This is a genomic window from Bradyrhizobium sp. 87 (genome assembly GCF_023073015.1).
GTDB classification, from domain to species: Bacteria; Pseudomonadota; Alphaproteobacteria; order Rhizobiales; family Xanthobacteraceae; genus Bradyrhizobium; species Bradyrhizobium canariense_D.
This window is the reverse complement of the sequence record NZ_JADPIQ010000048.1, coordinates 347701-371420: the sequence shown is the minus strand read 5'-3', so window position 1 is coordinate 371420 and position 23720 is coordinate 347701. Positions and strand designations below refer to the sequence as shown.

Sequence of the window (23720 nt, the reverse complement as noted above, 5' to 3'; positions counted from 1 at the left end):
GCCTTCGGCATTTTTTTGGGACCGCCGTTGCGTTCACGATCTGGACTCTTACCGGTGGAGTCACGGTGAGGGTATTGTCGTTTGATTCGCGCGCGACGGGGGTCGCCGCGCGCAAATTCGTGCGATCTTGGGGCAACTATGTCAGGCGTGATCGTGTCGATGCGTCGGACGCTGCTGTCGTGCACATCGCTGGTGCGCAACGGCTTGTTGGGAAGCGCTCTCGCGGCGCTGCTGCCGGCTGCGCCGGCTGAGGCCGCCGACCTCGTCGACACACTCTCAACGTTGCTGGATTTCAACCGGCAGGAGCTCGCGGTGCTGGCCACCGCGCTGGCCTTGCTCGGCTTCTCGGTGGTCGCCGCGATCCTCCTGATGCGCACGCGCGTGCGCACGGCGAAGAACGAGGCGCGGCTGCGCGCCCGGATCGGGGAACTCCAGCTCCAGGCCGACCGCTTCGGCGCATTGCTGTTCGCCGAGCCGCAGATCCTGATCTCTTGGCCGGCCGGCGACAATCGCGCGCAGATCTCCGGTGACATCTCCATGGTGCTGCCGCGCGACTCCTCTCCGCAGCGCGTGCTCGCGTTTGGAACCTGGTTGCCGCCGGAACCGGCGCTGCAGATGGATCACGCCGTCGATGCGCTGCGCGACCGCGGCGACGGGTTCCAGCTGACGCTCACCACCGCGCATGGCCACACGCTGGAGGCCATCGGCCGCGCCATCGGTGGCCAAGCCATCGTCAGGATTCGCGAACTCTCGGGGCTCCGCCGCGATCTGGCCGAGACCAATCTGCGTTACAAGGCACTTTCCGACGAGACGGAGATGTTGCGCGGCTTCGCGACCGCCGCCCCCTGGCCGATCTGGGCCAAGGGCGAGAACGGCGCGCTGGCTTATGCCAATCCCGCCTATGTCCGTGCGACCGAGGCGGCGAGCATCACCGACGCCCAGGAGCGCAAGCTCGAGCTGCTCGACAGCGCCGACCGCACCGCGATGGAGCGGGGACTGAAGGAAGCGGCCAATTTCACCTCGCGGCTGCCGATCGTGATCGGCGGCGAGCGGCGCATCTATGATGTGCGCGCCGTCAATGTCGGTGGCGGCAATGTCGGCGTTGCCATCGATGCCAGCGAGGCGGATGCCTTGAGCTCGGCGCTGGTGCGGATGGCGGAGGCGCATCGCCGTACGCTGGACCAGCTCTCCTCGGGCGTTGCCGTGTTCGATGGCCAGCGCCGGCTTGCCTTCTACAATGATTCCTACCGCCAGCTGTGGGACCTCGACCGCACCTTTCTCGACGCCAACCCCGATGATTCCAGCGTGCTCGACAAGCTTCGCGCCGCGCGCAAATTGCCGGAGCAGCCGGACTTCCGCGCCTGGAAGGCCAAGCTGCACGAGGCTTATCGGGCGGTCGAGGCCGCCAAGGACACCTGGTATCTGCCCGATGGGCGCGCGCTCTCCGTCGTCACCACGCCGAATCCCGAGGGCGGCGTCACCTATCTGTTCGACGACGTCACCGAGAGCCTGGAGCTCGCCCGCCGCTTCGACGGCATGATCCGGGTCCAGCGTGAGACGCTGGATAGCCTCGCCGAGGGCGTTGCGGTGTTCGGCAGCAATGGCAGGGCGCAGCTGTTCAACCCGGCGTTCGTCCGGATGTGGAAGCTGTCCGCTGACGCCATGCGCGACGAGCCGCACATCCAGACGGTCGAGGGCTGGTGCCATCAGCTGTTCGACGACGCGATCGTTTGGCGGCAGATCCGCGAGGCCGTCACCTCGATCGAGAGCCGCGCCGACATTCCGCTGAAGCTTGAGCGCAAGGACGGCAGCGTGCTCGACGGCATGATCCGGCCGCTGCACGACGGCGCCACGATGCTGACGTTCCAGGACATCACCGACACCGAGAACGTCGAGCGCGCTCTGCGCGAGCGCAACGAGGCGCTGGAGGCGGCCGACCAGATGAAGGTGGATTTCGTCCACCACGTCTCCTACGAGCTGCGCTCGCCGCTCACCACCATCATCGGCTTTGCGCATTTCCTCAGCGATCCCTCGACCGGGCCGCTGACCCCGAAACAGGCCGAATATCTCGACTACGTCACCAAATCGACCAATGCGCTGCTGGCGCTGACCAACAACATCCTGGATCTCGCCACCATCGACGCCGGTGCCATGAAGCTGGAACTCGGCCCGGTCGACGTCAGCAAGACCATCGAGCTCGCCGCCGAGGGTCTTCAGGACCGGCTCGCCACCGACCGCATCCGCCTCAAGGTCGAGATCGCGCCCGATGTCGGCAGCTTCACCGGCGACGAGAAGCGCGTGGTGCAGGTGCTCTATAATCTCCTCGCCAACGCCGTCGGGTTTTCTCCACCGGATTCCACCGTCGGCATCAGCGCCCGCCGCACCGAACGCAGTGTGGTCTTCACTGTGACAGATTCCGGGCCTGGAATACCTGCCGACATGAAGGACAAGGTGTTCAACTGGTTCGAGAGCCGCTCGCAAGGCTCGCGTCATCGCGGCGCCGGGCTCGGCCTGTCGCTGGTGCGCTCCTTCGTCGAGTTGCATGGCGGCAATATCCGGGTGGATTCGATCGTGGGCAGGGGCACGGTCGTGATCTGTGACTTCCCGACCGACCAGGCGGCGCATCGCGACGCCGCCGAATGACTGCGCCAACCACATTCGCCGTCGCGCTCCGCAACGAGACAGCCACTGCGCAACTAGTGGCCGACCTCGCGCTGCTGGTCGGCCCCGGCGATGTCATCACGCTCACCGGCGATCTCGGGGCCGGCAAGACCGCGGCGGCGCGGGCCATGATCCGCTACCTCGCCGGCGACGATGCACTGGAAGTGCCGAGCCCGACCTTCACGCTGGTGCAGGGCTACGAGCTGCCACCGTTCCCGGTGATGCATGCCGACCTCTACCGCGTCGAGGACGAGAGCGAGCTCGAAGAGATCGGGCTGTCGCCGCTGCCGGAAGCAACCCTCGTCCTGATCGAATGGCCGGAGCGCGCGCCGTCGGCGATGCCTCAAGACCGCATCGACATCGCGCTGACGCACCGGCCGGCGCTGGGCTCGAATGCACGCGCCGCCGACATCACCGGCCATGGCAAGGCTGCCGCCATCGTCGCGCGGCTGCAGGCGCTGCGCGAATTCCTCGATGCATCCGGCTACATGGAGGCAACGCGCAAACGCATGGCGGGCGACGCCTCGACGCGCTCCTATGCGCGGCTGCAGCGCGACGACGAGATCGTCATCCTCATGAATTCGCCGCAGCGCCCCGATGGTGCTGCGATGTACAACGGAAAATCCTACAGCGCCGCGGTGCATCTCGCCGAAAACATCAAACCCTTCGTCGCCATCGACGAGGGCCTGCGCGCGCAGGGAATCTCGGCGCCCGCGATCCATCATTCCGACCTCGACCACGGGTTCCTGATCAGCGAAGACTTCGGCACCGAAGGCGTGATCGAGGGCGATCCGCCGCGCCCGATCGCCGAACGCTACGAAGCCGCGGCCGATCTGCTGGCCGTGCTGCACGGCAAGACGCTGCCGCAAACGCTGCCGCTCGGGCGGCAGACCTACGCCATTCCCGTCTTCGATATCGAGGCGCTGCTGATCGAAATCGGCTTGATGCCGGAATGGTACCTGCCTGATCGCAACGCGCCGCTGGACGACGCGAAGCGCGCCGAATTTTTCGCCATGTGGCGCGAGTTGCTGCAGAAGGCGCAGGCCGCGCCGAAGACCTGGATCATCCGCGATTATCACTCGCCGAATCTGATCTGGCTCAGCAATCGCACCGGCATCGAACGCGTCGGCGTGATCGATTTCCAGGACACCGTGCTGGGGCCGCAATCCTACGACGTGGTGTCGCTGCTCCAGGACGCCCGCATCGACGTGCCCGAGGCGATCGAGCTGACGCTGCTGTCGCGCTACATCAAGGCGCGCCGCGCCAGCGAGGCGAGCTTCGATGCGGCCGGCTTCGCCGAGCTCTACGCCATCATGTCGGCGCAGCGGAACACGCGTCTGCTCGGCACCTTTGCCCGCCTCAACCGCCGCGACGGCAAGCCGCATTATCTGCGTCACCAGCCGCGGATCTGGACCTATCTCCAGCGCTCCCTGGCGCATCCCACGCTCGCCCATCTGCGCGACTGGTATCTCGCCAACGTCCCGCCGCCCCAAAGGCAGGCCCAAGGCCCGGCCCAAGGCTGAGGCCCAAGGCGGAAAAGGCTAGTAGGGGCTGAAAAGGCTGATTCAGGGCTCGATTTACCGGCTGTTAGCCAAGACGCCGGTAACCTGGCGGCGGAGCAGCCGGATGATTACGGGGCTGGAGCAGGGCAGATGGCGGTGAAGACGGACCAGCGCGGCAACAGCCGGGTTGTTTTCGAGCGCGGGATCGCGGCCCAGATGATGGGTATCGACGGCACCTGGCGGCGCGATTGCACCATGGAGGACGTCTCCGACAGCGGCGCCAAATTGACCATCGACGGCTCAGTCGAAGGCCTGCATCTGAAGGAGTTTTTTCTGCTGCTGTCGTCCACCGGACTTGCGTACCGACGCTGCGAGCTCGCCTGGGTGAATGGTGACCAGATCGGCGTCAACTTTCTCAAGCTCGGTGACAAGAAAAAGGCGCGGTCAACGTCCATCGGGGCGTAACGGCAACACCTGTCGTACAAGCGTCACGGCAGGTGGTTAAGGCGGTTAAGACGCGGTGCGGTCGGTCGAACCTCATGTTAGGATTGCTGCGAACGCGAGATCAGTAGGTCTGAGAAAGCGAAGGATGCCCGTCAAACCGACCAAAGCCATGGTGCTCGCCGCAGGGTTCGGCCTGCGCATGCGTCCGTTGACGGACAAGATGCCGAAACCGATGGTTCCGGTGGCCGGCCAGCCGCTGCTCGACCATGTGCTCGACAAGCTCGGTCGGGCCGGCGTGAGCGAGGCCGTGGTCAACGTGCATTACCTGCCGGACCAGATCATCGATCACACCGCATCCCGCCAGCATCCGCGCGTGACCATCTCGGACGAGCGCGACCAGGTGCTCGGCACCGGCGGCGGCGTGGTCAAGGCACTGCCGCTGCTCGGGGACGCACCGTTCTTTCACGTCAATTCCGACACGCTGTGGATCGACGGCGTACGCTCCAACCTGACGCGGCTCGCCGAAAACTTTGATCCCGCGCGGATGGACATTTTGCTGCTGATGGCGCCGACGGCGACCAGCATCGGCTATAGCGGCCGCGGCGATTACGGCATGCTGGCCGACGGTGCCCTGCGCAAGCGCAAGGAAAAAGAGGTCGTTCCGTTCGTCTATGCCGGCGCTGCGATTTTGTCGCCGTCGATCTTCGCCGATGCCCCCGCGGGCGAGTTCTCGCTGACCAAGATGTTCGATCGTGCCAACGAGCAGGAGCGGCTGTTCGGCCTTCGCCTCGACGGCGTCTGGATGCATGTCGGCACGCCTGATGCCGTGCACGCGGCGGAAGAGGCGTTTCTGGAGAGCGTGGCGTAGGGCTGCGCCATTGTCCCCTACGGCACCTGTTCTGGTCCGGCAAACAGCGGGGACTATCCCACCTCCGCCCATGACCATTTGACTCCGCCTCCCTATATTGGCGCCTGATTCCCGAATCAGGCAGCTCATGCGCGTTTTCAGCGTTCCCATCTCAGTTCCGTTCCTGCGCACCGTCGTCTCAGGCTTGCTCGACGGCCGGCTGGTCGAGGGCTTTGAGGCACGCAAGGAGCCGGCACGGCTGGCGGATGCCACGCTGTACCTGCCGACACGGCGCGCCATGCGCGTCGTCCGCGAGATCTTCCTCGACGAGATGAAGGCGGAGGCTGTCGTGCTGCCGCGGATCGTCGCGCTCGGCGACATCGACGAGGATGAGCTCGCTTTCGCCGATGAGGGCGAACAGTTTTCCGGCGCAACGCCGCTCGACATTCCGCCGCGGCTCGGCGAGCTCGAACGGCGGCTGACACTGGCGCAACTCGTCGCGGCCTGGGCCAAGGGTCCGGTGCTGTCTCCGCTGGTCGTCGGCGGCCCCGCGTCGACGCTGGCACTGGCGTCCGATCTCGCGCGGCTGATCGACGACATGGTCACGCGCGGCGTCGACTGGAGCGCGCTCGATGGCCTCGTGCCCGATATGCTCGACCGCTACTGGCAGCATTCGCTCGAATTCCTGCGCATCGCGCGCATCGCCTGGCCCGGTCATCTCGCCGAAATCAAACGCATCGAACCCGCTGCCCGCCGCGACCTCCTGATCAATGCCGAAGCCAGGCGGCTGACCGTGCATCGCCATGGCCCCGTGATCGCGGCCGGTTCGACCGGCTCGATGCCGGCCACGGCAAGATTTCTCCACGCAGTCGCTTCGCTGCCGCATGGCGCCGTGGTGCTGCCCGGCCTCGACACTGATCTCGATGACGATGCCTGGCGCAGCATCGGCGGCGTCCGCGATGCGCTCGGCAAGTTCGCGGAGCATCCGGTCTCGAACCATCCGCAATATGCCATGCACGCGCTGCTGGATCGCTTTGGCATCAAGCGCAGCGACGTCGATATCCTCAAGCCTCCGGCGGAAGGCGGTCGCGATCTGCTCGCCTCCGAATCGATGCGGCCATCGGCCAAGACCGAGATCTGGCACGATCGGTTGAAGCAGCCGGATGTGGCCTTAAAGATCACCGGCGGTATGAAGAACCTCGCGGTTGTCGAAGCTCCCAACCCTGAAATGGAAGCGCTCGCCATCGCCATTGCGATGCGCGAGGCGCGGCACCTCGACAAATCCGCCGCACTTGTCACGCCCGATCGCGCCCTGGCGCGGCGGGTGATGGCCGCGCTGACCCGGTGGGATCTCGCATTCGACGATTCCGGCGGCGACGTCCTGATGGAAACCTCCGCCGGCGTCTTTGCCCGACTGACAGCTGAGGCTGCGACCAAGGGACTGGAGCCGCCGACGCTGCTCGCAATGTTGAAGCATCCGCTATGCCGGCTCGGCCGGGCCCCTGGCGCATGGAAGGCTGCGATCGAAGGCCTGGAGCTCGCCTTGTTGCGCGGCACGCGCCCGCCTGCAGGCACCGCCGGCCTCTTGCGCGAATTCAATCGCTTTCGCGAGGAGCTGGCCAAGCTGTGGCGCAGCGAAGTCTCCGCGCTGCATAAGGCCGAGCCGCGCGCACGTCTCAAGGCGGAAGACCTCGATCGCATCCAGGCGCTGATCGATGCCTTACGACAAGCCTTGGCGCCGATCGAGAGTCTTGCGTCATCAAAACCGTATGACTTCGCCGAACTCGCGCATCGGCATCGCGAGATCATGATCGAGCTGTCGCGCGACGAGCAGGGCATTTCCGTGGCCTTCGAGGACCGCGAGGGCCTCGCGCTCGCGAGCGCCTTCGACGATCTCCTGCGCGGCGGCACGACCAGCGGACTGATGGTCACGCTGCCCGACTACGCAGACGTGTTCCAGACCGCGTTCAGCGATCGCGCGGTGCGGCGGCGGGACAGGCCAGGCGCGCGGCTCCAGATCTACGGACCGCTGGAATCACGCCTGATGCAGGCCGACCGCATCATCGTCGGCGGGCTGATCGAGGGGGTCTGGCCACCGGCGCCGCGCATCGATCCGTGGCTGAGCCGGCCGATGCGGCACCAGCTGGGCCTCGATCTGCCGGAACGCCGTATCGGCCTCTCCGCGCATGATTTTGCGCAACTGCTGGGCGGCGACGAGGTCATCCTCACCCACTCCGCCAAGGCTGGCGGTGCCCCGGCGGTTGCCTCGCGCTTCCTGCACCGGTTGGAGGCGGTCGCGGGCGATGCGCACTGGAAGGCCGCGATTCGCGCGGGCGAGAAATACGTGCAGTTCGCAGCCGCGCTGGACCAGCCCGACGAGGTGAGGCCGATCAAGCAGCCCGAGCCGCGACCGCCACGCGCGACCCGGCCGCTCAGGATGTCTGTGACTGGGATCGAGGACTGGCTGCGCGATCCCTATACGATCTACGCAAAACACATTTTGCGGCTCGACGCGCTCGATCCCGTCGACATGCCGCTGTCGGCCGCCGACCGCGGCTCGGCGATCCACGATGCGCTCGGAGAGTTCACGGAACGCTACGCCACCGATCTGCCCGACGATCCGGCGCGCGTGCTGCGCGCGATCGGCGAAAAATACTTTGAGCCGCTGATGGAGCGACCCGAGGCGCGGGCGCTGTGGTGGCCGCGCTTCCAGCGCATCGCACGCTGGTTCGGCGAATGGGAGACGGCGCGGCGCGACGCGATCGAGGCGATCGCCGCGGAAACTCGCGGCGAGATCTCGATCCCGCTCGACCATGGGCGCAGCTTCCGTCTCTCCGCGCGCGCCGACCGCATCGAACGGCGCCGGGGCGGCGGCTACGCCATCCTCGACTACAAGACCGGCCAGCCACCGACCGGCAAGCAGGTCCGCATGGGCCTGTCGCCGCAGCTCACGCTGGAAGCCGCGATCCTGCGCGAGGGTGGTTTTCCCGACATCGATGCCGGCGCGTCCGTGAGCCAGCTCGTCTATGTTCGCCTGAGCGGCAACAATCCGCCGGGCGAAGAACGCATTCTCGAACTCAAGTTCAAGCAGGGCGACGAGCCGCAGCCGCCGGACACCGCGGCTGCCGAGGCCAGGGCCAAGCTCGAGGCGCTGATCCGCGCCTTCGAGGACGAGAACCAGCCCTATACCTCGTTGAACCTGCCGATGTGGACCAATCGCTACGGCGCCTATGACGATCTCGCCCGGATCAAGGAATGGTCCGCGGCCGGTGGATTGGGGATCGAGGAATGGTGAAGGCACCGCGCCCCATCCCGGATGAGGTGCGCGCCAGGCAAGCGCGCGCATCGGACCCGTCCGCGTCGGCCTTCGTGTCGGCCAATGCCGGCTCGGGCAAGACGCATGTGCTGGTGCAGCGCGTGATCCGCCTGCTGCTCGCGGGCGTGCCGCCGGAAAAGATCCTCTGCATTACCTTCACCAAGGCGGCTGCCGCCAACATGGCCGAGCGCGTGTTCACCACGCTCGGGCATTGGGTGACGCTCGACGACACGGCACTCGATGCGGCGATCCGCGCGGTCGGCATCCCGCATCCCACTGCAAAATTGCGGCGCGACGCACGAAAGCTGTTCGCCTGTGCGCTGGAGACGCCGGGCGGGCTCAAGGTGCAGACCATCCACGCGCTGTGCACGCGTTTGCTCCAGCAGTTTCCGTTCGAGGCCAATGTCCCCGCGCGCTTCGCCGTGATCGACGAGCGCGACCAGACCGACATGATGGAACGCGCCAATCTGAAGGTGCTGCTGGAGGCCGCGCGCGACCCAGACAGCGTGACCGGCCGCGCGCTGCTGACCGCGATGGCGAGCGCCGCCGATGTCACCTTCAAGGAGGTGGTGCGCGAGGCTTGCCTGAGCCGCGATCACTTCATGGCCTGGACCGATGAAGCCGGCAGCGCGGAGCTGGCTGCCGTGCAGATGGCAGCGGCGCTGGGGGTGGACGCGAACGATCGCATCGAGGACGTCGAGACGGAGATTGTCGACGGTCCGTTCCTGCCGCGATCGCGCTGGAACGAGATCGCCTTTGCGCTGGAGGACGGCAGCAAGTCCGACAACGACCAGGCCTGCCGGCTTCGCGAGGCAAAGGTCTTTTCCGGCGCCGCGCAGGTCGATGCCTATCTCAGCGTTTTCCTCACCGACGAAAAGCTGCCGCGCAAGGCGGTGCTGACCAAGAAGTTTTGCGATCACAACCCGTCCGTCGCCCGCCTGTTCGAGAACGAGGCGCAGCGCGTCGCCGGATTGGTCGAGACGCGCCGTGCGGTGACCATGCGCGACCGCACCGCGGCCCTGCTGCATATCGCGACCGCGGCTGCCGCAAACTACCGCCGCGAGAAGCAGGAGCGCGGGCTGCTTGACTATGACGACCTCATCGACAAGACGCTGGCGATGCTCGATCGCGTTTCCTCGGGCTGGGTGCATTACAAGCTCGACCGCGGCGTCGATCACGTGCTGATCGACGAAGCCCAGGACACAAGTCCGCGGCAGTGGGACATCGTCGCGCACATCATCTCGGAGTTCACCGCCGGCGAAGGTGCGCGCGAGGGCCTGAACCGCACCGTCTTCGCTGTCGGCGACGAGAAGCAGTCGATCTTCTCGTTCCAGGGCGCCCAGCCCCGGGAATTCGATGCACGCCGGCGCGAACTGCACCGCAAGTTCACGGCGGCCGGACTGAAATTCGATCCGGTCGCCTTCACCTATTCGTTCCGCTCCGGCGCCGCGATCCTGCATTCGGTCGACCACGTCTTCCGCGAGCCCGCGATCTACAAGAGCATCCATTCGCTCGAGACCGGTCATCCCCTGCACAATGCACTCGGCGATGCCGGCCCCAGCGTGATCGAGCTGTGGGACCTTGCGGAAGCCGACGACAGGCAGGAAATCGAGGGCTGGCGCGCGCCGTTCGACGGCGTCGCCGCCACCAGCCCCGAGGTGAAGCTCGCGCGCCGGATCCAAACCGAGATCAAGCGGCTGGTCGAGAGCGGCACGCTGACCGGGCACGAAGGCGAGCGGCGTCCCTTGCGCTATGGCGACATGCTGATCCTGGTGCGCCGGCGCGGCAATGCGTTCGATGCCGTGATCCAGGCGCTGAAGCATGCCAACGTTCCGGTCGCGGGCGCCGATCGGCTCAAGCTCACCGAGCACATCGGAATCATCGACCTGATGAACCTTGCCGATGCGCTGCTGCTGCCGCAGGACGATCTCGCGCTCGCGGTCGCGCTGAAGAGCCCGCTGTTCGGGCTCGATGACGACGATCTGTTCCAGCTGGCCCATGACCGCAAGGGATCGCTGCGCCGCGCGCTTGGCGAGCATGCCACGACAAGCGAGACATTCGCTGCGGCGTTGCGAGGCCTCGAAGCCTGCGAAACGCGGGCGCGCGAGGAGACGCCGTTCGCCTTTTACGCCTGGTTGCTCGGGGGAGACGGCGGACGCGCGCGCATGCTGCGCCGGCTCGGTCATGAGGCCAATGACGCGCTCGATGAGTTCCTGGAGCTGGCGCTGAACTACGAGCGCAAGGCGCCCGCCTCGCTGCAGGGTTTCATGGCCTGGCTGCGCTCGGCCGATACCGAGGTGAAGCGCGACATGGAGATCTCCCGCGATGAGGTGCGGGTGATGACCGTGCACGGCGCCAAGGGCCTGGAGGCCTCGGTCGTGTTCATGGTCGACACTACATCGTCGCCAGCGGATTCGCAGCGGCTGCGGCTGATCCATGTCCCGCGCGGCAATGGCGGCGAGGTGGTGGTCTGGGCCGGACGCAAGGCGGATGATCCCAAACCCGTCGTCGAGGCGCGCAAGGCGATGCTCGAGGAGACCGAGGACGAATATCGCCGCCTGCTCTACGTCGCGATGACGCGCGCCGCCGACCGGCTCATCGTCGGCGGCTGCATGCCCGGCAACATGAAGACGGTTCGCAAGCTGAGCTGGTACGATCTGGTCGACACCGGGCTCGCCGGCTCGGGCCTGACGAAAGAGACGATCGAGACGCCGCTGGGAAAGGCGACGCGCTTCTCCCGACCGGAGGATGTCGTGGCGCTGGGCACGCCCGCGGCCTCGTTGGACCAGGCGACCGCGCTCCCGGACTGGCTGCGGACGCCGGCACCGCGCGACACCATCGACGACGATCCGGTGCGCCCCTCCGGCCAGCCGTCCGGGGACGGCCGCGCCGTGCAGTCGGGCGAATCAGTGCAGTCCCGCGCGCTCGCGCTGCAACGCGGCACGCTGGTGCACCGGCTATTGCAATCGCTCCCCGACATCGCCACTGAGCGCCGACGCGAGGCCGCGCTCGGCTTCATGGCGCGCAACGCGGCGGATTGGGCGGAGGCCGACCGGACCGCGCTGGCCGACAAGGTGCTCGGCTTGATCGCCGAGCCACGGTTTGCGCCCGTGTTTGCGGCCGGCAGCCGGGCGGAGGTCGCGATCGTCGGCCGGCTGGAACGGCCGGGCCACGCCCGGGCGCTGGTGTCGGGGCAGATCGACCGGTTGGTCGTTCGGCCGGATGAGGTCCTGATCGTCGATTTCAAGACCAATCAGGCGGCTCCCAGGAGCGCCGATGCGGCGCCCGCCGCCTATGTCCGGCAGCTTGCGCTCTATCGGGCGGTGCTATCGCGGCTTTATCCCCAAAAGCCTGTCCGCGCCGTCCTGCTTTGGACCGAGGCCCTTGAATATATGGAGATTTCGGCTCCCGCGCTGGACGCGGCGCTGGCATCTCTTCATCTCGGTGTGAGCGTCCTTGACCCGGCAAGGAGCCATTCATAGGTTGACGCCATGATCTTGGCGCGATTCCCGTCGCGCCGTTCTCTCAGGTACGAGGTACTCCCATGGCCGTTGGTAAGGTTTCTGACACCGATTTCGAAGCCGAAGTGCTCAAGGCAAACGGCCCCGTGGTCGTCGATTTCTGGGCCGAATGGTGCGGCCCCTGCCGCATGATCGCACCCGCGCTCGACGAGATCGCCGGCGCGATGGGCGACAAGGTCAAGATCGTGAAGCTCAACGTCGACGAGAGCCCGAAGACCGCGTCGAAATATGGCGTGATGTCGATCCCGACCCTGATGATCTTCAAGGGCGGCGAGATGGCCTCCCGCCAGGTCGGCGCGGCGCCGAAGGCGAAGCTGCAGCAGTGGATCACTTCCGCGGTCTGATCCGCCGCGCGCAAGATTATTTTTGGAAACGGCCGGCGAAAGTCGGCCGTTTCGCGTTGATGGGCCATGTCCAGCGTATGATGAGTCCCGCCTGTTGCCTCCTCCTCCCGCAAAACGCGCGCGAAAGTCGGACCCCCTCGTGGCGATGGAGGCGCGCTCGGTCGACGCGATCCCGCGCGGCAAGGAGTGGCAATACGAGCCGAAATGGGATGGCTTTCGTTGCCTGCTCTCGCGCAACGGCGGCAGCATTGATCTGCGCTCGAAATCCGGTGAAGACCTTGCGCGTTATTTCCCCGAGATCGTCGCCGCGGCGCTGAAGCTGAAGGCGGATCGCTTCACCCTCGACGGCGAGATCGTCGTGCCGCACGGCAAGGGGTTTTCCTTCGACGCGCTGCTGCAACGCATTCACCCTGCGGCGAGCCGCGTGAAGAAACTCTCGGAGGAGACGCCGGCGCTCTATCTCGCCTTCGATCTGCTTGCGACGGCCAGGGAGAAGCAGCTTGCCGGGCAACCGCTGAGGGAGCGGCGACCGGCGCTGGAAGCGTTTGCCAAGGCGAATCTGAAAAGCAGCATCTTCCGCCTCTCACCGGCGACGACGAGCTACGCCCTTGCGAAAAAGTGGCTGGCGCAATCCGGCGGCGGCTCGGACGGCGTCATCGCCAAGCGCGTCGACCTGCCCTACCAGGCGGGAAATCGCGACGGCATGCAGAAGATCAAGAAATTCCGCAGCGCCGATTGCGTGGTCGGCGGTTTCCGCTATGCGACCAACAAGATCGCCGGCCGGAGCGTGGTCGGTTCGCTGCTGCTCGGGCTTTACGATGACGATGGTCTCCTGCACCATGTCGGCTTCACCTCGGCGATCAAAGCGGCGGAAAAGCCTGACCTGACCGATCGGCTTGAGGCATTGATCGGCGAGCCCGGCTTCACCGGCAACGCGCCGGGCGGCCCCAGCCGCTGGTCCACCGAGCGCTCGGCGAAGTGGTGTCCGCTCAAGCCGAAGCTGGTGATCGAGGTCTGCTATGACCATTTCAGCGGCGACCGCTTTCGCCACGGCACCTCGATCCTGCGCTGGCGCCTCGACAAGGCCCCGCGGCAATGCAGCTTCGAGCAGCTGAAGCAGAAGGCGGTGGATCCGATGAAGCTGCTAAAACAGCCGTAGCCGTAGCCGCTAGGCAAGCCATCCCGTCGCCAGCGCGTTCGCCAACTCCGGCTGGCCGTTGCGGCGAGCGAGCGTGGCCATCGCCTCGTGATCATAGACCACATGGCGGAACGTGACCTGCCAGGCACCATCGGTTAGCTCAAGGATCGCATAGCGCGCGTGCGGCGTGCCGGCCTCGACGACATGCGGGAACGGATGCTTGTCACGGAAGCCCGGGCCGCCCACGCTGCCGGGATTGACGATCAGCCTTCCGTCGCGAAGTCGCACGGCACGGGCGAGATGGGTGTGGGCGCACAGGATCAGCGATTGCGTGATGCCTTGCGCAAATTTCTCGATGCGATCGAGCGGCGACAGCGCCACCGCGCCGTCGGGATGCACGGTATCGAGCCAATAGACTTCGTCATTGTCGGGCGTCGCGTGGCAGAGGAACACCTGATCGCGAAAGACGCGCGTCATCGGCTGCGCGCGCAGCCAGTCGAGTTGCGCGGCATTGAGCGCGGCATGGGCCGGGCGATCCCACGAGCCCATCTTCTCGGGCGGACGGTCGAGCAGATAGCGGTCATGATTGCCGAGCACGTGCACGGCATCGAGCTGCATCAGGATTTCGATGGTCCGGCGCGCATCGAGCGGGCCGCTCAGCATGTCGCCGAGATTGACGATCTCGGAGACGCCTTGCGCGCGGATGTCGGCGAGCACAGCTTCCAGCGCCAGGTAATTTCCGTGGACGTCGGCAATCGCGGCAAAACGCATGGGTCTTCCCGTAGCTCGGATGGAGCGAAGACTATACAGGAGGCGTGCCGTTGATGGCGAGCACGTGGCCGGCGAGATAGAGCGAGCCGGTGATCAGAATGCGCGGCGGCACTTCGTAGGCGAGCTTCGCCAAGGCGCGCAGTGCGGCCTCCACGCCGGGCGCGGGCTCGACGCGCATGCCGAGGCTGCGGGCGGCATCCGTAAGGCGGTCGACCGGCATCGCGTTGTCGGTGTCGGGAATCGGCACTGCGATGATGTGACGGGTCAGACCGGCGAAATTGGCGAGAAAGCCTTTCGCGTCCTTGTTGGCCATCATGCCCACGATCACGACCAGCGGCCGCGACACCCGCTCTTCGAGATCGCCGAGCGCGGCCGCCGCGACGCGGCCGCCTTCCGCATTGTGGCCGCCGTCGAGCCAGATCTCCGAGCCCTGCGGGCCGAGAGCGAGCAGCTCGCCCGAAGCGATGCGCTGCATCCGCGCCGGCCATTCCGCACCGACGATCCCCGCCTCGAACGCCGCCTGGTTGATCTTGAAGGCGTTGGTGGCCCGCAACGTCGCGATGGCGAGACCGGCATTGTCGAACTGGTGCCGGCCGAACAGGCGCGGCGCTGTGAGATCCATCAAGCCGCGCTCATCGGAATAAACCAGCCGCCCGTTCTCGACATTGACATGCCAGCTCTCGCCCGCGGCAAACAACGGCGCGCGCATGCGCCTGGCCTGCGCCTCGATCACGGCCATCGCCTCAGCCGGCTGCTCGGCGCAAACCACGGGCACGCCACGCTTGATGATCCCAGCCTTTTCGCCCGCGATCGACGTCAAGGTGTCACCGAGGAAATCCATGTGGTCCATGCTGACAGGCGTGATCACGCAGGCCGCCGGCGCGTCAACCACATTGGTTGAATCAAGCCGACCGCCAAGGCCGACCTCCAGCAGAACCACATCGGCCGGGTTCCGCGCGAACAGATGAAATGCAGCCGCCGTCTTGAGCTCGAACACGGTGGCCGGCTCGCCGGCATTGACACGCTCGACCTCTTCCAGTGCCGCGCGCAACTCGTCGTCGCCGACCAGCACGCCGCCCCCGACGCGGCCGAGCCGGAAGCATTCGTTGATGCGAACGAGATAGGGTGAAGTGTAAGCGTGGACGCGCAGGTTAGCTGCCTCCAGCGTCGCGCGCAGATAAGCGAGCGTCGAGCCCTTGCCGTTGGTACCGGCGATGTGGATCACCGGCGGCAGCTTGCGCTCGGGATGACCGAGCCGCTCGAACAGGCGGTGCATCCGCTCCAGCCCGAGATCGATGCGTTTCTGGTGCAGGGCCGACAGCCGCCCGATCAATTCGTCGAGCGGCGGCTTTGCGCGGTCGGAGGAAGCGTTCACGCGTGCGGCGCGGCCGGCGCCGTTTCGGGAGCCGATACAATCTGCGCCGGACTGACGACCGGCTGCACCGGCTTTGACGCGGTCTCAAGCGCCGGCGCCCTGGTCAACAGTCGGCAGAGCCGCGCCAGGGTCGGGCGCAATTCGTGGCGATGCACGACCATGTCGATCATGCCGTGCTCCTTGAGGTATTCGGCGCGCTGAAACCCCTCGGGGAGTTTTTCGCGGATGGTCTGCTCGATCACGCGCGCGCCGGCAAAACCGATCAGCGCACCGGGCTCGGCAATCTGCACGTCGCCGAGCATCGCATAGGACGCAGTGACGCCGCCGGTGGTCGGGTTGGTCAGCACGACGATGTAGGGCTGTTTTGCTTCACGCAGCATCTGCACCGCGACCGTGGTGCGCGGCATCTGCATCAGCGACAAGATGCCTTCCTGCATGCGCGCGCCACCACTGGCGGCGAACACGATGAAGGGTGACTTCTTCTCGACCGCGAGCTCGAGCCCGCGCACGATGGCTTCGCCCGCGGCCATGCCGAGCGAGCCGCCCATGAAGTCGAAATCCTGCACCGCGACGACGACGGCGGCACCTTCGAGCTTGCCGTAGCCGACCTTGATCGCGTCGTTCAGATTGGTCCGCGCGCGGGCATCCTTGATGCGATCGACGTACTTCTTCTCGTCACGGAACTTGAGCGGATCGGGCGTGACGTCAGGCAGCGCGACGTCGTACCAGGTCTCATTGTCGAAAATCGACTTCAGACGCGCCACCGCATTCATGCGCATATGATAGTTCGAGCCGGGGATGACGAACTGGTTGGCCTCGACGTCCTTGTAGAACACGAGCTGTCCGGAATCCGGGCACTTGATCCACAGATTCTCCGGCGTCTCCCGCCGCAGCATGTTGCGGATCTTCGGCCGGACCACATTGGTAAGCCAGTTCATGGTTTGCTCCGATGTGCGATCCCGCCTGGGGACCACCTGAAGGGATATATGGCGGCCGGGACCCGGCCCGGCAAGCCGCCGTATCGTCCGCCTTGCTCGTCGGACTTGGCAGCGGAATTAAGGCCTATTCCGCCGCCTGTTGCGCGCCCTTGACGCCCTGGGCCAGTGCCGCCGTCAGCTCGGCGACGGCGTTGACGGTTTTGGCCGTCGCGCGCCCTTCCGCATCGAGGCTGTTCTTGAGCGCATCGACCAGCGCGGTGCCGACTACCGAGCCATTGGCCTTTTCGGCAATGGCGCGCGCCGCCTCCGGCGTGCGGATGCCGAAACCGACGCATATCGGGAGCTTGGTATGCCGCTTGATGCGCGCGACCGCGTCGCCAACGGCATTGGCGTCCGCCGCCGCTGCGCCGGTGATGCCGGCGATAGAGACATAGTAGACAAAGCCTGACGTGTTCGCGAGCACCGCGGGCAGGCGCTTGTCGTCGGTGGTCGGGGTCGCCAGGCGAATGAAGTTCAGGCCCGCCTTCAGCGCGGGAATGCAGAGCTCCTCGTCTTCCTCGGGTGGCAGATCGACGATGATCAGGCCGTCGACCCCGGCCGTCTTGGCATCAACCAAAAACTTGTCGACGCCGTAGATGTAGATCGGATTGTAATAGCCCATCAGCACCAGCGGCGTGACGTTGTCGTCCTTGCGGAAATCACGCACCAGTTCCAGCGTCTTCTTCAACGTCATGCCGTTCTTGAGCGCGCGCAGACCGGCAGCCTGAATCGAGGGACCATCCGCCATCGGATCGGTGAAGGGAATACCGAGTTCGATCACGTCGGCGCCTGCCTTGGGCAACGCCTTGACGATATTGAGCGACGTCGTGAGATCGGGATCGCCGGCCATCACATAAGTCACGAAGGCCGAGCGGCCGGCTTTCTTCAGCTCGGCGAAACGGGTGTCGATACGCGTGGTCACTTGCTCTTGCCCCTCAGGATGTCGCCGACCTGCGGGACGTCCTTGTCGCCGCGGCCGGAGAGGTTGACGACCATCAGGTGATCTTTGGTCCGCTTCGGCGCGAGCTCCATCACTTTGGCGATGGCATGTGCCGGCTCGAGCGCGGGGATGATGCCTTCCAGCTTTGACAGCAACTGGAACGCTGCGAGGGCCTCGTCGTCGGTCGCGGAGAGATAGTTCACGCGGCCGATCTCGTGCAGCCAGGAGTGCTCGGGGCCGATGCCGGGATAGTCGAGCCCGGCGGAGATCGAATGCGCGTCCTGGATCTGGCCGTCGGCGTCCATCAGGAGATAGGTGCGGTTGCCGTGCAGCACGCCGGGACGACCGCCCGCGATCGACGCCGCATGCAGTTGCGTCAGCCCGTGGCCCGCAGCTTCGACGCCGAAGATCTCGACGGTGGAATCGTCGAGGAACGGATGAAACAGGCCCATCGCGTTGGAGCCGCCGCCGATACAGGCGACCAGCGAATCCGGCAGGCGGCCTTCGATCTCCTGCATCTGCACCTTGGTCTCGTTGCCGATGATCGACTGGAAGTCGCGGACCAGCGTCGGATAGGGATGCGGACCCGCGACCGTGCCGATGCAGTAGAAGGTGTTGTGCACGTTGGTGACCCAGTCGCGCAGCGCCTCGTTCATGGCATCCTTCAGCGTGCGCGTGCCCGACTGCACTGGAATGACCGTTGCGCCCAACATCTCCATGCGGATGACGTTGGGCTGCTGCCGCTCGACGTCGACGGCGCCCATATAGACGATGCATTCCAGGCCGAAGCGCGCACACAGCGTCGCGGTGGCGACACCGTGCTGGCCGGCGCCGGTCTCGGCGATGATGCGCTTCTTGCCCATGCGTCGCGCCAGCATGATCTGGCCGAGCACGTTGTTCACCTTGTGCGAGCCGGTGTGGTTGAGCTCTTCGCGCTTGAGGTAGATCTTGGCGCCGCCCAGATGCTCGGTCAGACGCTCGGCGAAATAGAGCGGCGAGGGCCGGCCGACATAATTCTTGAGATAGCCGTTCATCTCGATCTGGAAGGCCGGGTCGACCTTGGCCTCGGTGTAGGCTTTCTCCAGATCGAGGATCAGCGGCATCAGGGTTTCGGCAACGAAGCGTCCGCCGAAAATGCCGAAATGGCCGCGCTCGTCGGGGCCGCTGCGATAGGAATTGGGTTTTGCAACATTCATCGGACGCTCAACTCTTGACTTGCATCTTGGCTTGCGCGCGCGGCGCGAATGAAGGCCTTGATCATCTCGGGGTCCTTCACGCCCGGGGCGCTCTCGACACCGGAGGAGACGTCGACGCCACCGGCCCGGGTGACGCGAACGGCTTCGGCGACGTTGTCGGCGCTGAGGCCGCCCGAGACCATATACGGCAACGCGAGCTCCAGGTTTCCGAGCAGATGCCAATCGAATGGTGCGCCGAGGCCGCCTGGCCGCGTTGCGTCCTTCGGTGCGCGCGCATCGAACAGGATGCGTTCGGCTATCTCGGCGTAACCGGGCAGCACGGCGAGATCCGCTGACGTTGCGACCGGCACGACCTTCATCACCGGACGACCGACCCGTTGCCTGATGTCGCGCAGCCGGGCCACGCTCTCCGTGCCATGAAGCTGGAAAATGTCCGGCGACAGCGCGTCCATGATGTTGTCGAGCGTGGCATCGTCGGCATCGACGGTGAGCGCGACCTTGAGCGCGCGCCGCTTCACCTGCCGGCCGAGCTCCCGGCCGGCTTCCAGCGACAAATGCCGCGGCGACGGCGGGAAGAACACAAAGCCCACCATGTCGGCACCCGCCTCGAGCGCCGTTTCGAGCGTCTCGGGCGTGGACAGGCCGCAGATTTTGACGAGCAAGGACATGTTCTCGACGGATATGGGCTCAAAGCAAATGGAGGGCCGCGGGTCCGCGGCCGGAAAACGGGCTTTTCGGTTGCGGCCGCTTCTACAACGTCGCGCGCTGCTTGTCTCGCCCGACGGGCCCGTAAAGCCCCACACCGGAGGGAACGGGGAGGCGCTGGGACTCAGGCCTTGCTGCGGCAGACTGGGCCCGCAGATCAGCCAGCTCGCCTCGCGCGGCCCGGGCATCCGCGTCATGCCGGCGCGCCGCACGCCGCCAGTGCCGCTGGCCGAACCAGACGGCACACCCGCCCACGAGGACCCCGAGCGCAGCCACCACGATCAGGAGCAGGAACAGCGGCAGCGTTGCCGAGAATGACGGGTCGTTGGAAACGAAGGGATCGAACGAGACCGTGACGAAATGCCGGTTGGCGACGGCAAAGACCATCAGGACCAGGCCCAGCGGAATCACGACCAGCGCGCTCAGGAATTTTCGCATCTCGGCTCGCTCGCCTTGAATCAAGGTTGCGGCCGCATCACTGGCGACCGCGGGAAACCCTGAGGTGGACCTCAGTCTGGCGCGCCTGGATCCGGATGGTCGCGATTCAGCCGTTCGCGCATTTCCTTGCCGGTCTTGAAGAACGGAACGCTCTTCTGATCGACAGGCACATGGGCGCCGGTGCGCGGATTGCGCCCTGCGCGCGCAGGGCGATGCTTGACCGAGAAGGCACCGAAGCCGCGCAACTCGACGCGATCACCGCGCGCGAGAGCCGCTACGATCTCTTCGAGAATCGCATTCACAATGTTCTCGACATCCCGCTGGTACAGATGCGGGTTGTGCTCGGCGATACGCTGAACAAGTTCGGATTTGATCATCGAGAGATAGGACCCGGGAGCGTGCGGACGACCATTTCCGTGAAAATACCGTGATCTGTCAAGACGCTAAATGAGGGTTGAGCGTCGTGAAAACACGTGACAAATGCCGAAAAAGCGGGCTGGACCTACACGCGCCGAACGGGAAAAACCTCTGTGGCTCGCCCGGTTCCGGTCAGTTCGACGCCGCCGGCTGCCACAAGGCGAGCATTCCATCCATTCCGAGCCGATCGACCGCCTGTGCGACGCCGGTTTGTCCGATTTGATGCGCAATCGAGCCTAAACCCAGTGCTTCCAGCGTTACTGCGGCCGCCGTCTTGAGGAACGGCAGATCGCTGAAGCGCGGCTGCAGCTTGTAATCGCGCACGGAGAGCCCCTTCTTGACGCCCTTCTGCTCGACCAGCCAGGTCACGGCGGTCTTCTCGTCGCCGATCTGATCGATCAGCTTGAGATCGATGGCCTGGCGTCCGGTGAAGACACGGCCATCAACCACTTTCTCGAGCTGCGTGTCATCCATGCCACGCCGTTCCTTCACCAATCCCTTGAACCAGGCATAGGAATCCTTCACCAACGCATCGAGCGCCGCCCGTGCCTCAGGGCTGGTTGGCTCGAAACCGTTGGGCGCGGCCTTCAGCGGCGTGGACTTTACCTCCTCGACCTTGACGCCGACGGTCTTCAACAGCTCCGAGACGTTCGGAAACTGGAACAGCACGCCGATCGAGCCGACCAGCGAGCTCTGCTGGGCGATGATGTGATCGCTGGCGATCGCGGTGATGTAGCCGCCGGAGGCGGCGAGGCCTTCGACGACGACAACGAGCGGCTTCTTTGCCTTCAACCGTACAAGCGAATCATAGAGCTGCTCGGAGCCGGCGGTGGTGCCGCCCGGCGAATTGATGTGAACGATGACGGCGGCGGCCTGCGAATTCTCCAGCCGCTCGAGCGCCTGGGTGCGATCGGAATCGCTGCGGATCAGGCCCTCGATCTGGACCCGCGCGATCGAGCCGGCGGACGCGAACGTGCCGCGCGCACCAGGCGTCGCGACCAGCGCGAAGCCTGCGATCGCCGCGATCGCGATCAGCGCGGCCAATACGCGCCAGAACGTCAGCTTGCGGCGGATCCTGCGGCGATCGACGATGATGTCCGAATCGAGTGACATCTCAATATCTCCAAATGAAAGGCCAGGCGCGTTGTGCCGTCGCAGCGTCGCCATTGGCTTATCTGGATACATCAATTGCGGCGCAATTAGAAGAAAACAAGGCCGGCTGCCGCGTAGCCCGGATGGAGCGCAAGCGTAATCCGGGGTTCTCCCTCACGGAGAGGCTTTCCCGGATTTCACTTCGCCCCATCCGGGTGACGACCTCACTACAAAAAAGCCCCGGCTCGCGCCGGGGCTTTGATGCAGTGAAACCTGCGTTTCGCTTACTTGGTGTCGCGGTTCTTGAGCGCGGTGCCGAGGATGTCGCCGAGCGTTGCTCCCGAATCGGAAGAGCCGTACTGCGCGATGGCTTCCTTCTCTTCGGCGACTTCGAGCGCCTTGATCGACACCTGGACCTTGCGGGCCTTCTTGTCGAACTGGATCACGCGGGCATCGACCTTCTCGCCGACGGCGAAGCGTTCGGCGCGCTGATCGTTGCGGTCACGAGCGAGCTCCGAGCGCTTCACGAACGTGGTGAAGTCGGTACCGGTGATCTTCACCTCGATGCCGCTCTCCTTCACTTCGATCACTTCGCAGGTCACGACCGCGCCCTTCTTGACATCGCCCGGCTCGGCGAAGGGGTCGCCTTCAAGCTGTTTGATTCCAAGAGAAATGCGCTCCTTCTCGACGTCCACATCGAGCACCACGGCCTTCACCATGTCGCCCTTCTTGTAGTTGTCGATCACCTGCTCGCCCGGCTGCTTCCAGTCGAGGTCGGAGAGATGGACCATGCCGTCGACGTCGCCCTCGAGGCCCAGGAACAAACCGAATTCGGTCTTGTTCTTGACCTCGCCCTCGACCGTCGAACCGGTCGGGTGACCTTCGACGAAGACCTCCCACGGGTTGCGCATGGTCTGCTTGAGGCCGAGCGAGATGCGGCGCTTGACGGAATCGACTTCCAGCACCTGCACTTCGACTTCCTGCGAGGTCGAAACGATCTTGCCGGGGTGCATGTTCTTCTTGGTCCACGACATCTCGGAGACGTGGATCAGGCCTTCGATGCCCGGCTCGAGCTCGACGAACGCGCCGTAGTCGGTGATGTTGGTGACGCGACCGGTGAAGCGGGCACCCAGCGGGTACTTGGCTTCGATGCCCTGCCACGGATCGTCCAACAGCTGCTTCATGCCCAGCGAGATGCGGTGCGTCTCGTGGTTGATCTTGATGATCTTGACCTTCACGGTCTGGCCGATCGAGAGCACCTCGGTCGGGTGGTTGACGCGGCGCCACGCGATGTCGGTGACGTGCAGCAGACCGTCGATGCCGCCGAGATCAACGAACGCACCGTAATCGGTGATGTTCTTGACCACGCCGTCGATGACCTGACCCTCTTCGAGGTTCTGCACCAGCTCCTGACGCTGCTCGGCGCGGGTCTCTTCGAGAACCGTGCGGCGGGACACGACGATGTTGCCGCGGCGGCGGTCCATCTTGAGGATCTGGAACGGCTGCGAGTTGTTCATCAGCGGCGCAACGTCGCGGATCGGACGGATGTCGACCTGCGAACGCGGCAGGAAGGCCACGGCACCGTCGAGGTCGACGGTGAAGCCGCCCTTGACCTGGTTGAAGATGACGCCGTTGACCTTCTCGTTGTTCTGGAAGGCCTTCTCGAGCTTGCCCCAGCTCTCTTCGCGGCGCGCCTTGTCACGCGACAGCACGGCTTCGCCGAGGGCGTTCTCGATCCGATCGAGGAACACTTCCACCTCGTCGCCGACCTTGAGCTCGCTGTCACGGCCGGGGCCGGAAAATTCGCGCAGGGCAACGCGGCCCTCCGTCTTCAGGCCGACGTCGATGACGGCCATGTCCTTTTCGATTGCAACAACCTTGCCCTTGATGACTGAGCTTTCCTGCAGGTTGCCGCCTGCGAAGGACTCGTCGAGCATCGCGGCGAAATCGTCGCGCGACGGGCTATAGGTATCAGCAGAAGTCGAAGCCATTTGTTCTCCAGTTGCGGATGTCATGCCGGCCGTTGGGTTCTTGGG

Annotated in this window: 18 protein-coding genes; 8 read left to right on the top strand and 10 right to left on the bottom strand. The window is 65.4% G+C overall.

Annotated features, from left to right (window positions below):
• The first annotated feature begins 138 nt into the window (after nt 1–138).
• The 8 genes from IVB50_RS11380 (at nt 139) to IVB50_RS11345 (ending at nt 13794) form a co-directional block, all read left to right on the top strand.
• Nucleotides 139–2643, top strand: a complete 2505-nt coding sequence (locus IVB50_RS11380) for a PAS domain-containing sensor histidine kinase (protein ID WP_018455773.1) — start codon at nt 139–141, stop codon at nt 2641–2643.
• On the top strand, nt 2640–4184 hold the full coding sequence (locus IVB50_RS11375) for a bifunctional tRNA (adenosine(37)-N6)-threonylcarbamoyltransferase complex ATPase subunit type 1 TsaE/phosphotransferase (RefSeq protein ID WP_018455772.1): 1545 nt from the start codon (nt 2640–2642) through the stop codon (nt 4182–4184). The genes IVB50_RS11380 and IVB50_RS11375 overlap by 4 nt, the downstream gene beginning before the upstream one ends.
• 129 nt (nt 4185–4313) lie before the next feature.
• Entirely contained in the window at nt 4314–4628 is a 315-nt protein-coding gene (locus IVB50_RS11370) for a PilZ domain-containing protein (RefSeq protein ID WP_247295874.1), read from the top strand.
• A gap of 124 nt (nt 4629–4752) precedes the next feature.
• The gene (locus tag IVB50_RS11365; RefSeq protein ID WP_018455770.1) at nt 4753–5475 is read left to right on the top strand and encodes a nucleotidyltransferase family protein; all 723 of its coding nucleotides are present in this window, start codon (nt 4753–4755) and stop codon (nt 5473–5475) included.
• A 127-nt stretch (nt 5476–5602) separates the two neighbouring features.
• A complete protein-coding gene (gene addB, locus IVB50_RS11360) occupies nt 5603–8749 on the top strand; it encodes a double-strand break repair protein AddB (protein ID WP_247295872.1) in 3147 nt (1048 codons plus the stop codon).
• Complete coding sequence (gene addA, locus IVB50_RS11355; protein ID WP_018455768.1) at nt 8743–12252, top strand: double-strand break repair helicase AddA; 3510 nt, start codon at nt 8743–8745, stop codon at nt 12250–12252. The genes addB and addA overlap by 7 nt, the downstream gene beginning before the upstream one ends.
• A 62-nt stretch (nt 12253–12314) precedes the next feature.
• The gene (gene trxA, locus IVB50_RS11350) at nt 12315–12635 is read left to right on the top strand and encodes a thioredoxin (RefSeq protein WP_007598398.1); all 321 of its coding nucleotides are present in this window, start codon (nt 12315–12317) and stop codon (nt 12633–12635) included.
• Between the two features lie 145 nt (nt 12636–12780).
• Entirely contained in the window at nt 12781–13794 is a 1014-nt protein-coding gene (locus tag IVB50_RS11345) for an ATP-dependent DNA ligase (protein WP_018455767.1), read from the top strand.
• Between the two features lie 9 nt (nt 13795–13803).
• On the opposite strand, the gene IVB50_RS11340 is transcribed toward IVB50_RS11345, so the two are convergent.
• The 10 genes from IVB50_RS11340 to rpsA all read right to left on the bottom strand — a co-directional run bounded on the left by IVB50_RS11340 (nt 13804) and on the right by rpsA (nt 23675).
• Nucleotides 13804–14544 carry a metallophosphoesterase family protein gene (locus tag IVB50_RS11340; protein WP_083926409.1) on the bottom strand — a complete coding sequence of 247 codons (741 nt, stop codon included), beginning with the start codon at nt 14542–14544 and terminating at the stop codon, nt 13804–13806.
• A 31-nt stretch (nt 14545–14575) separates the two neighbouring features.
• Nucleotides 14576–15919: a folylpolyglutamate synthase/dihydrofolate synthase family protein gene (locus tag IVB50_RS11335; RefSeq protein WP_204513029.1), complete on the bottom strand. Its 1344-nt coding sequence runs from the start codon at nt 15917–15919 to the stop codon at nt 14576–14578.
• Entirely contained in the window at nt 15916–16857 is a 942-nt protein-coding gene (gene accD / locus IVB50_RS11330) for an acetyl-CoA carboxylase, carboxyltransferase subunit beta (RefSeq protein ID WP_018455765.1), read from the bottom strand. Before accD ends, IVB50_RS11335 begins: the two co-directional genes overlap by 4 nt.
• A gap of 124 nt (nt 16858–16981) precedes the next feature.
• Nucleotides 16982–17818 (bottom strand): tryptophan synthase subunit alpha, encoded by an 837-nt coding sequence (trpA, locus tag IVB50_RS11325; RefSeq protein ID WP_018455764.1) that lies wholly within the window; start codon nt 17816–17818, stop codon nt 16982–16984.
• Nucleotides 17815–19032 (bottom strand): tryptophan synthase subunit beta, encoded by a 1218-nt coding sequence (trpB, locus tag IVB50_RS11320; protein ID WP_018455763.1) that lies wholly within the window; start codon nt 19030–19032, stop codon nt 17815–17817. The genes trpA and trpB overlap by 4 nt, the downstream gene beginning before the upstream one ends.
• Nucleotides 19029–19700, bottom strand: a complete 672-nt coding sequence (locus tag IVB50_RS11315) for a phosphoribosylanthranilate isomerase (protein WP_018455762.1) — start codon at nt 19698–19700, stop codon at nt 19029–19031. The genes trpB and IVB50_RS11315 overlap by 4 nt, the downstream gene beginning before the upstream one ends.
• 82 nt (nt 19701–19782) lie before the next feature.
• Nucleotides 19783–20175 carry a lipopolysaccharide assembly protein LapA domain-containing protein gene (locus IVB50_RS11310; protein WP_204513028.1) on the bottom strand — a complete coding sequence of 131 codons (393 nt, stop codon included), beginning with the start codon at nt 20173–20175 and terminating at the stop codon, nt 19783–19785.
• 71 nt (nt 20176–20246) lie between these two features.
• Nucleotides 20247–20552 (bottom strand): integration host factor subunit beta, encoded by a 306-nt coding sequence (locus IVB50_RS11305; RefSeq protein ID WP_007598410.1) that lies wholly within the window; start codon nt 20550–20552, stop codon nt 20247–20249.
• A gap of 172 nt (nt 20553–20724) precedes the next feature.
• Complete coding sequence (gene sppA / locus IVB50_RS11300; RefSeq protein WP_018455760.1) at nt 20725–21705, bottom strand: signal peptide peptidase SppA; 981 nt, start codon at nt 21703–21705, stop codon at nt 20725–20727.
• 263 nt (nt 21706–21968) lie between these two features.
• Nucleotides 21969–23675, bottom strand: a complete 1707-nt coding sequence (rpsA, locus tag IVB50_RS11295) for a 30S ribosomal protein S1 (RefSeq protein WP_027566167.1) — start codon at nt 23673–23675, stop codon at nt 21969–21971.
• Between the last annotated feature and the right edge of the window lie 45 nt (nt 23676–23720).

What these genes read in the sequence shown, in the direction of transcription:
- IVB50_RS11380 (WP_018455773.1), top strand. Translation starts at nt 139, where the DNA reads ATGTCAGGCGTGATCGTGTCGATGCGTCGGACGCTGCTGTCGTGCACA.
- IVB50_RS11375 (WP_018455772.1), top strand. Translation starts at nt 2,640, where the DNA reads ATGACTGCGCCAACCACATTCGCCGTCGCGCTCCGCAACGAGACAGCC.
- IVB50_RS11370 (WP_247295874.1), top strand. Translation starts at nt 4,314, where the DNA reads ATGGCGGTGAAGACGGACCAGCGCGGCAACAGCCGGGTTGTTTTCGAG.
- IVB50_RS11365 (WP_018455770.1), top strand. Translation starts at nt 4,753, where the DNA reads ATGCCCGTCAAACCGACCAAAGCCATGGTGCTCGCCGCAGGGTTCGGC.
- addB (WP_247295872.1), top strand. Translation starts at nt 5,603, where the DNA reads ATGCGCGTTTTCAGCGTTCCCATCTCAGTTCCGTTCCTGCGCACCGTC.
- addA (WP_018455768.1), top strand. Translation starts at nt 8,743, where the DNA reads ATGGTGAAGGCACCGCGCCCCATCCCGGATGAGGTGCGCGCCAGGCAA.
- trxA (WP_007598398.1), top strand. Translation starts at nt 12,315, where the DNA reads ATGGCCGTTGGTAAGGTTTCTGACACCGATTTCGAAGCCGAAGTGCTC.
- IVB50_RS11345 (WP_018455767.1), top strand. Translation starts at nt 12,781, where the DNA reads ATGGAGGCGCGCTCGGTCGACGCGATCCCGCGCGGCAAGGAGTGGCAA.
- IVB50_RS11340 (WP_083926409.1), bottom strand. Translation starts at nt 14,544, where the DNA reads ATGCGTTTTGCCGCGATTGCCGACGTCCACGGAAATTACCTGGCGCTG.
- accD (WP_018455765.1), bottom strand. Translation starts at nt 16,857, where the DNA reads ATGAACTGGCTTACCAATGTGGTCCGGCCGAAGATCCGCAACATGCTG.
- trpB (WP_018455763.1), bottom strand. Translation starts at nt 19,032, where the DNA reads ATGAATGTTGCAAAACCCAATTCCTATCGCAGCGGCCCCGACGAGCGC.
- IVB50_RS11315 (WP_018455762.1), bottom strand. Translation starts at nt 19,700, where the DNA reads ATGTCCTTGCTCGTCAAAATCTGCGGCCTGTCCACGCCCGAGACGCTC.
- IVB50_RS11310 (WP_204513028.1), bottom strand. Translation starts at nt 20,175, where the DNA reads ATGCGAAAATTCCTGAGCGCGCTGGTCGTGATTCCGCTGGGCCTGGTC.
- IVB50_RS11305 (WP_007598410.1), bottom strand. Translation starts at nt 20,552, where the DNA reads ATGATCAAATCCGAACTTGTTCAGCGTATCGCCGAGCACAACCCGCAT.
- sppA (WP_018455760.1), bottom strand. Translation starts at nt 21,705, where the DNA reads ATGTCACTCGATTCGGACATCATCGTCGATCGCCGCAGGATCCGCCGC.
- rpsA (WP_027566167.1), bottom strand. Translation starts at nt 23,675, where the DNA reads ATGGCTTCGACTTCTGCTGATACCTATAGCCCGTCGCGCGACGATTTC.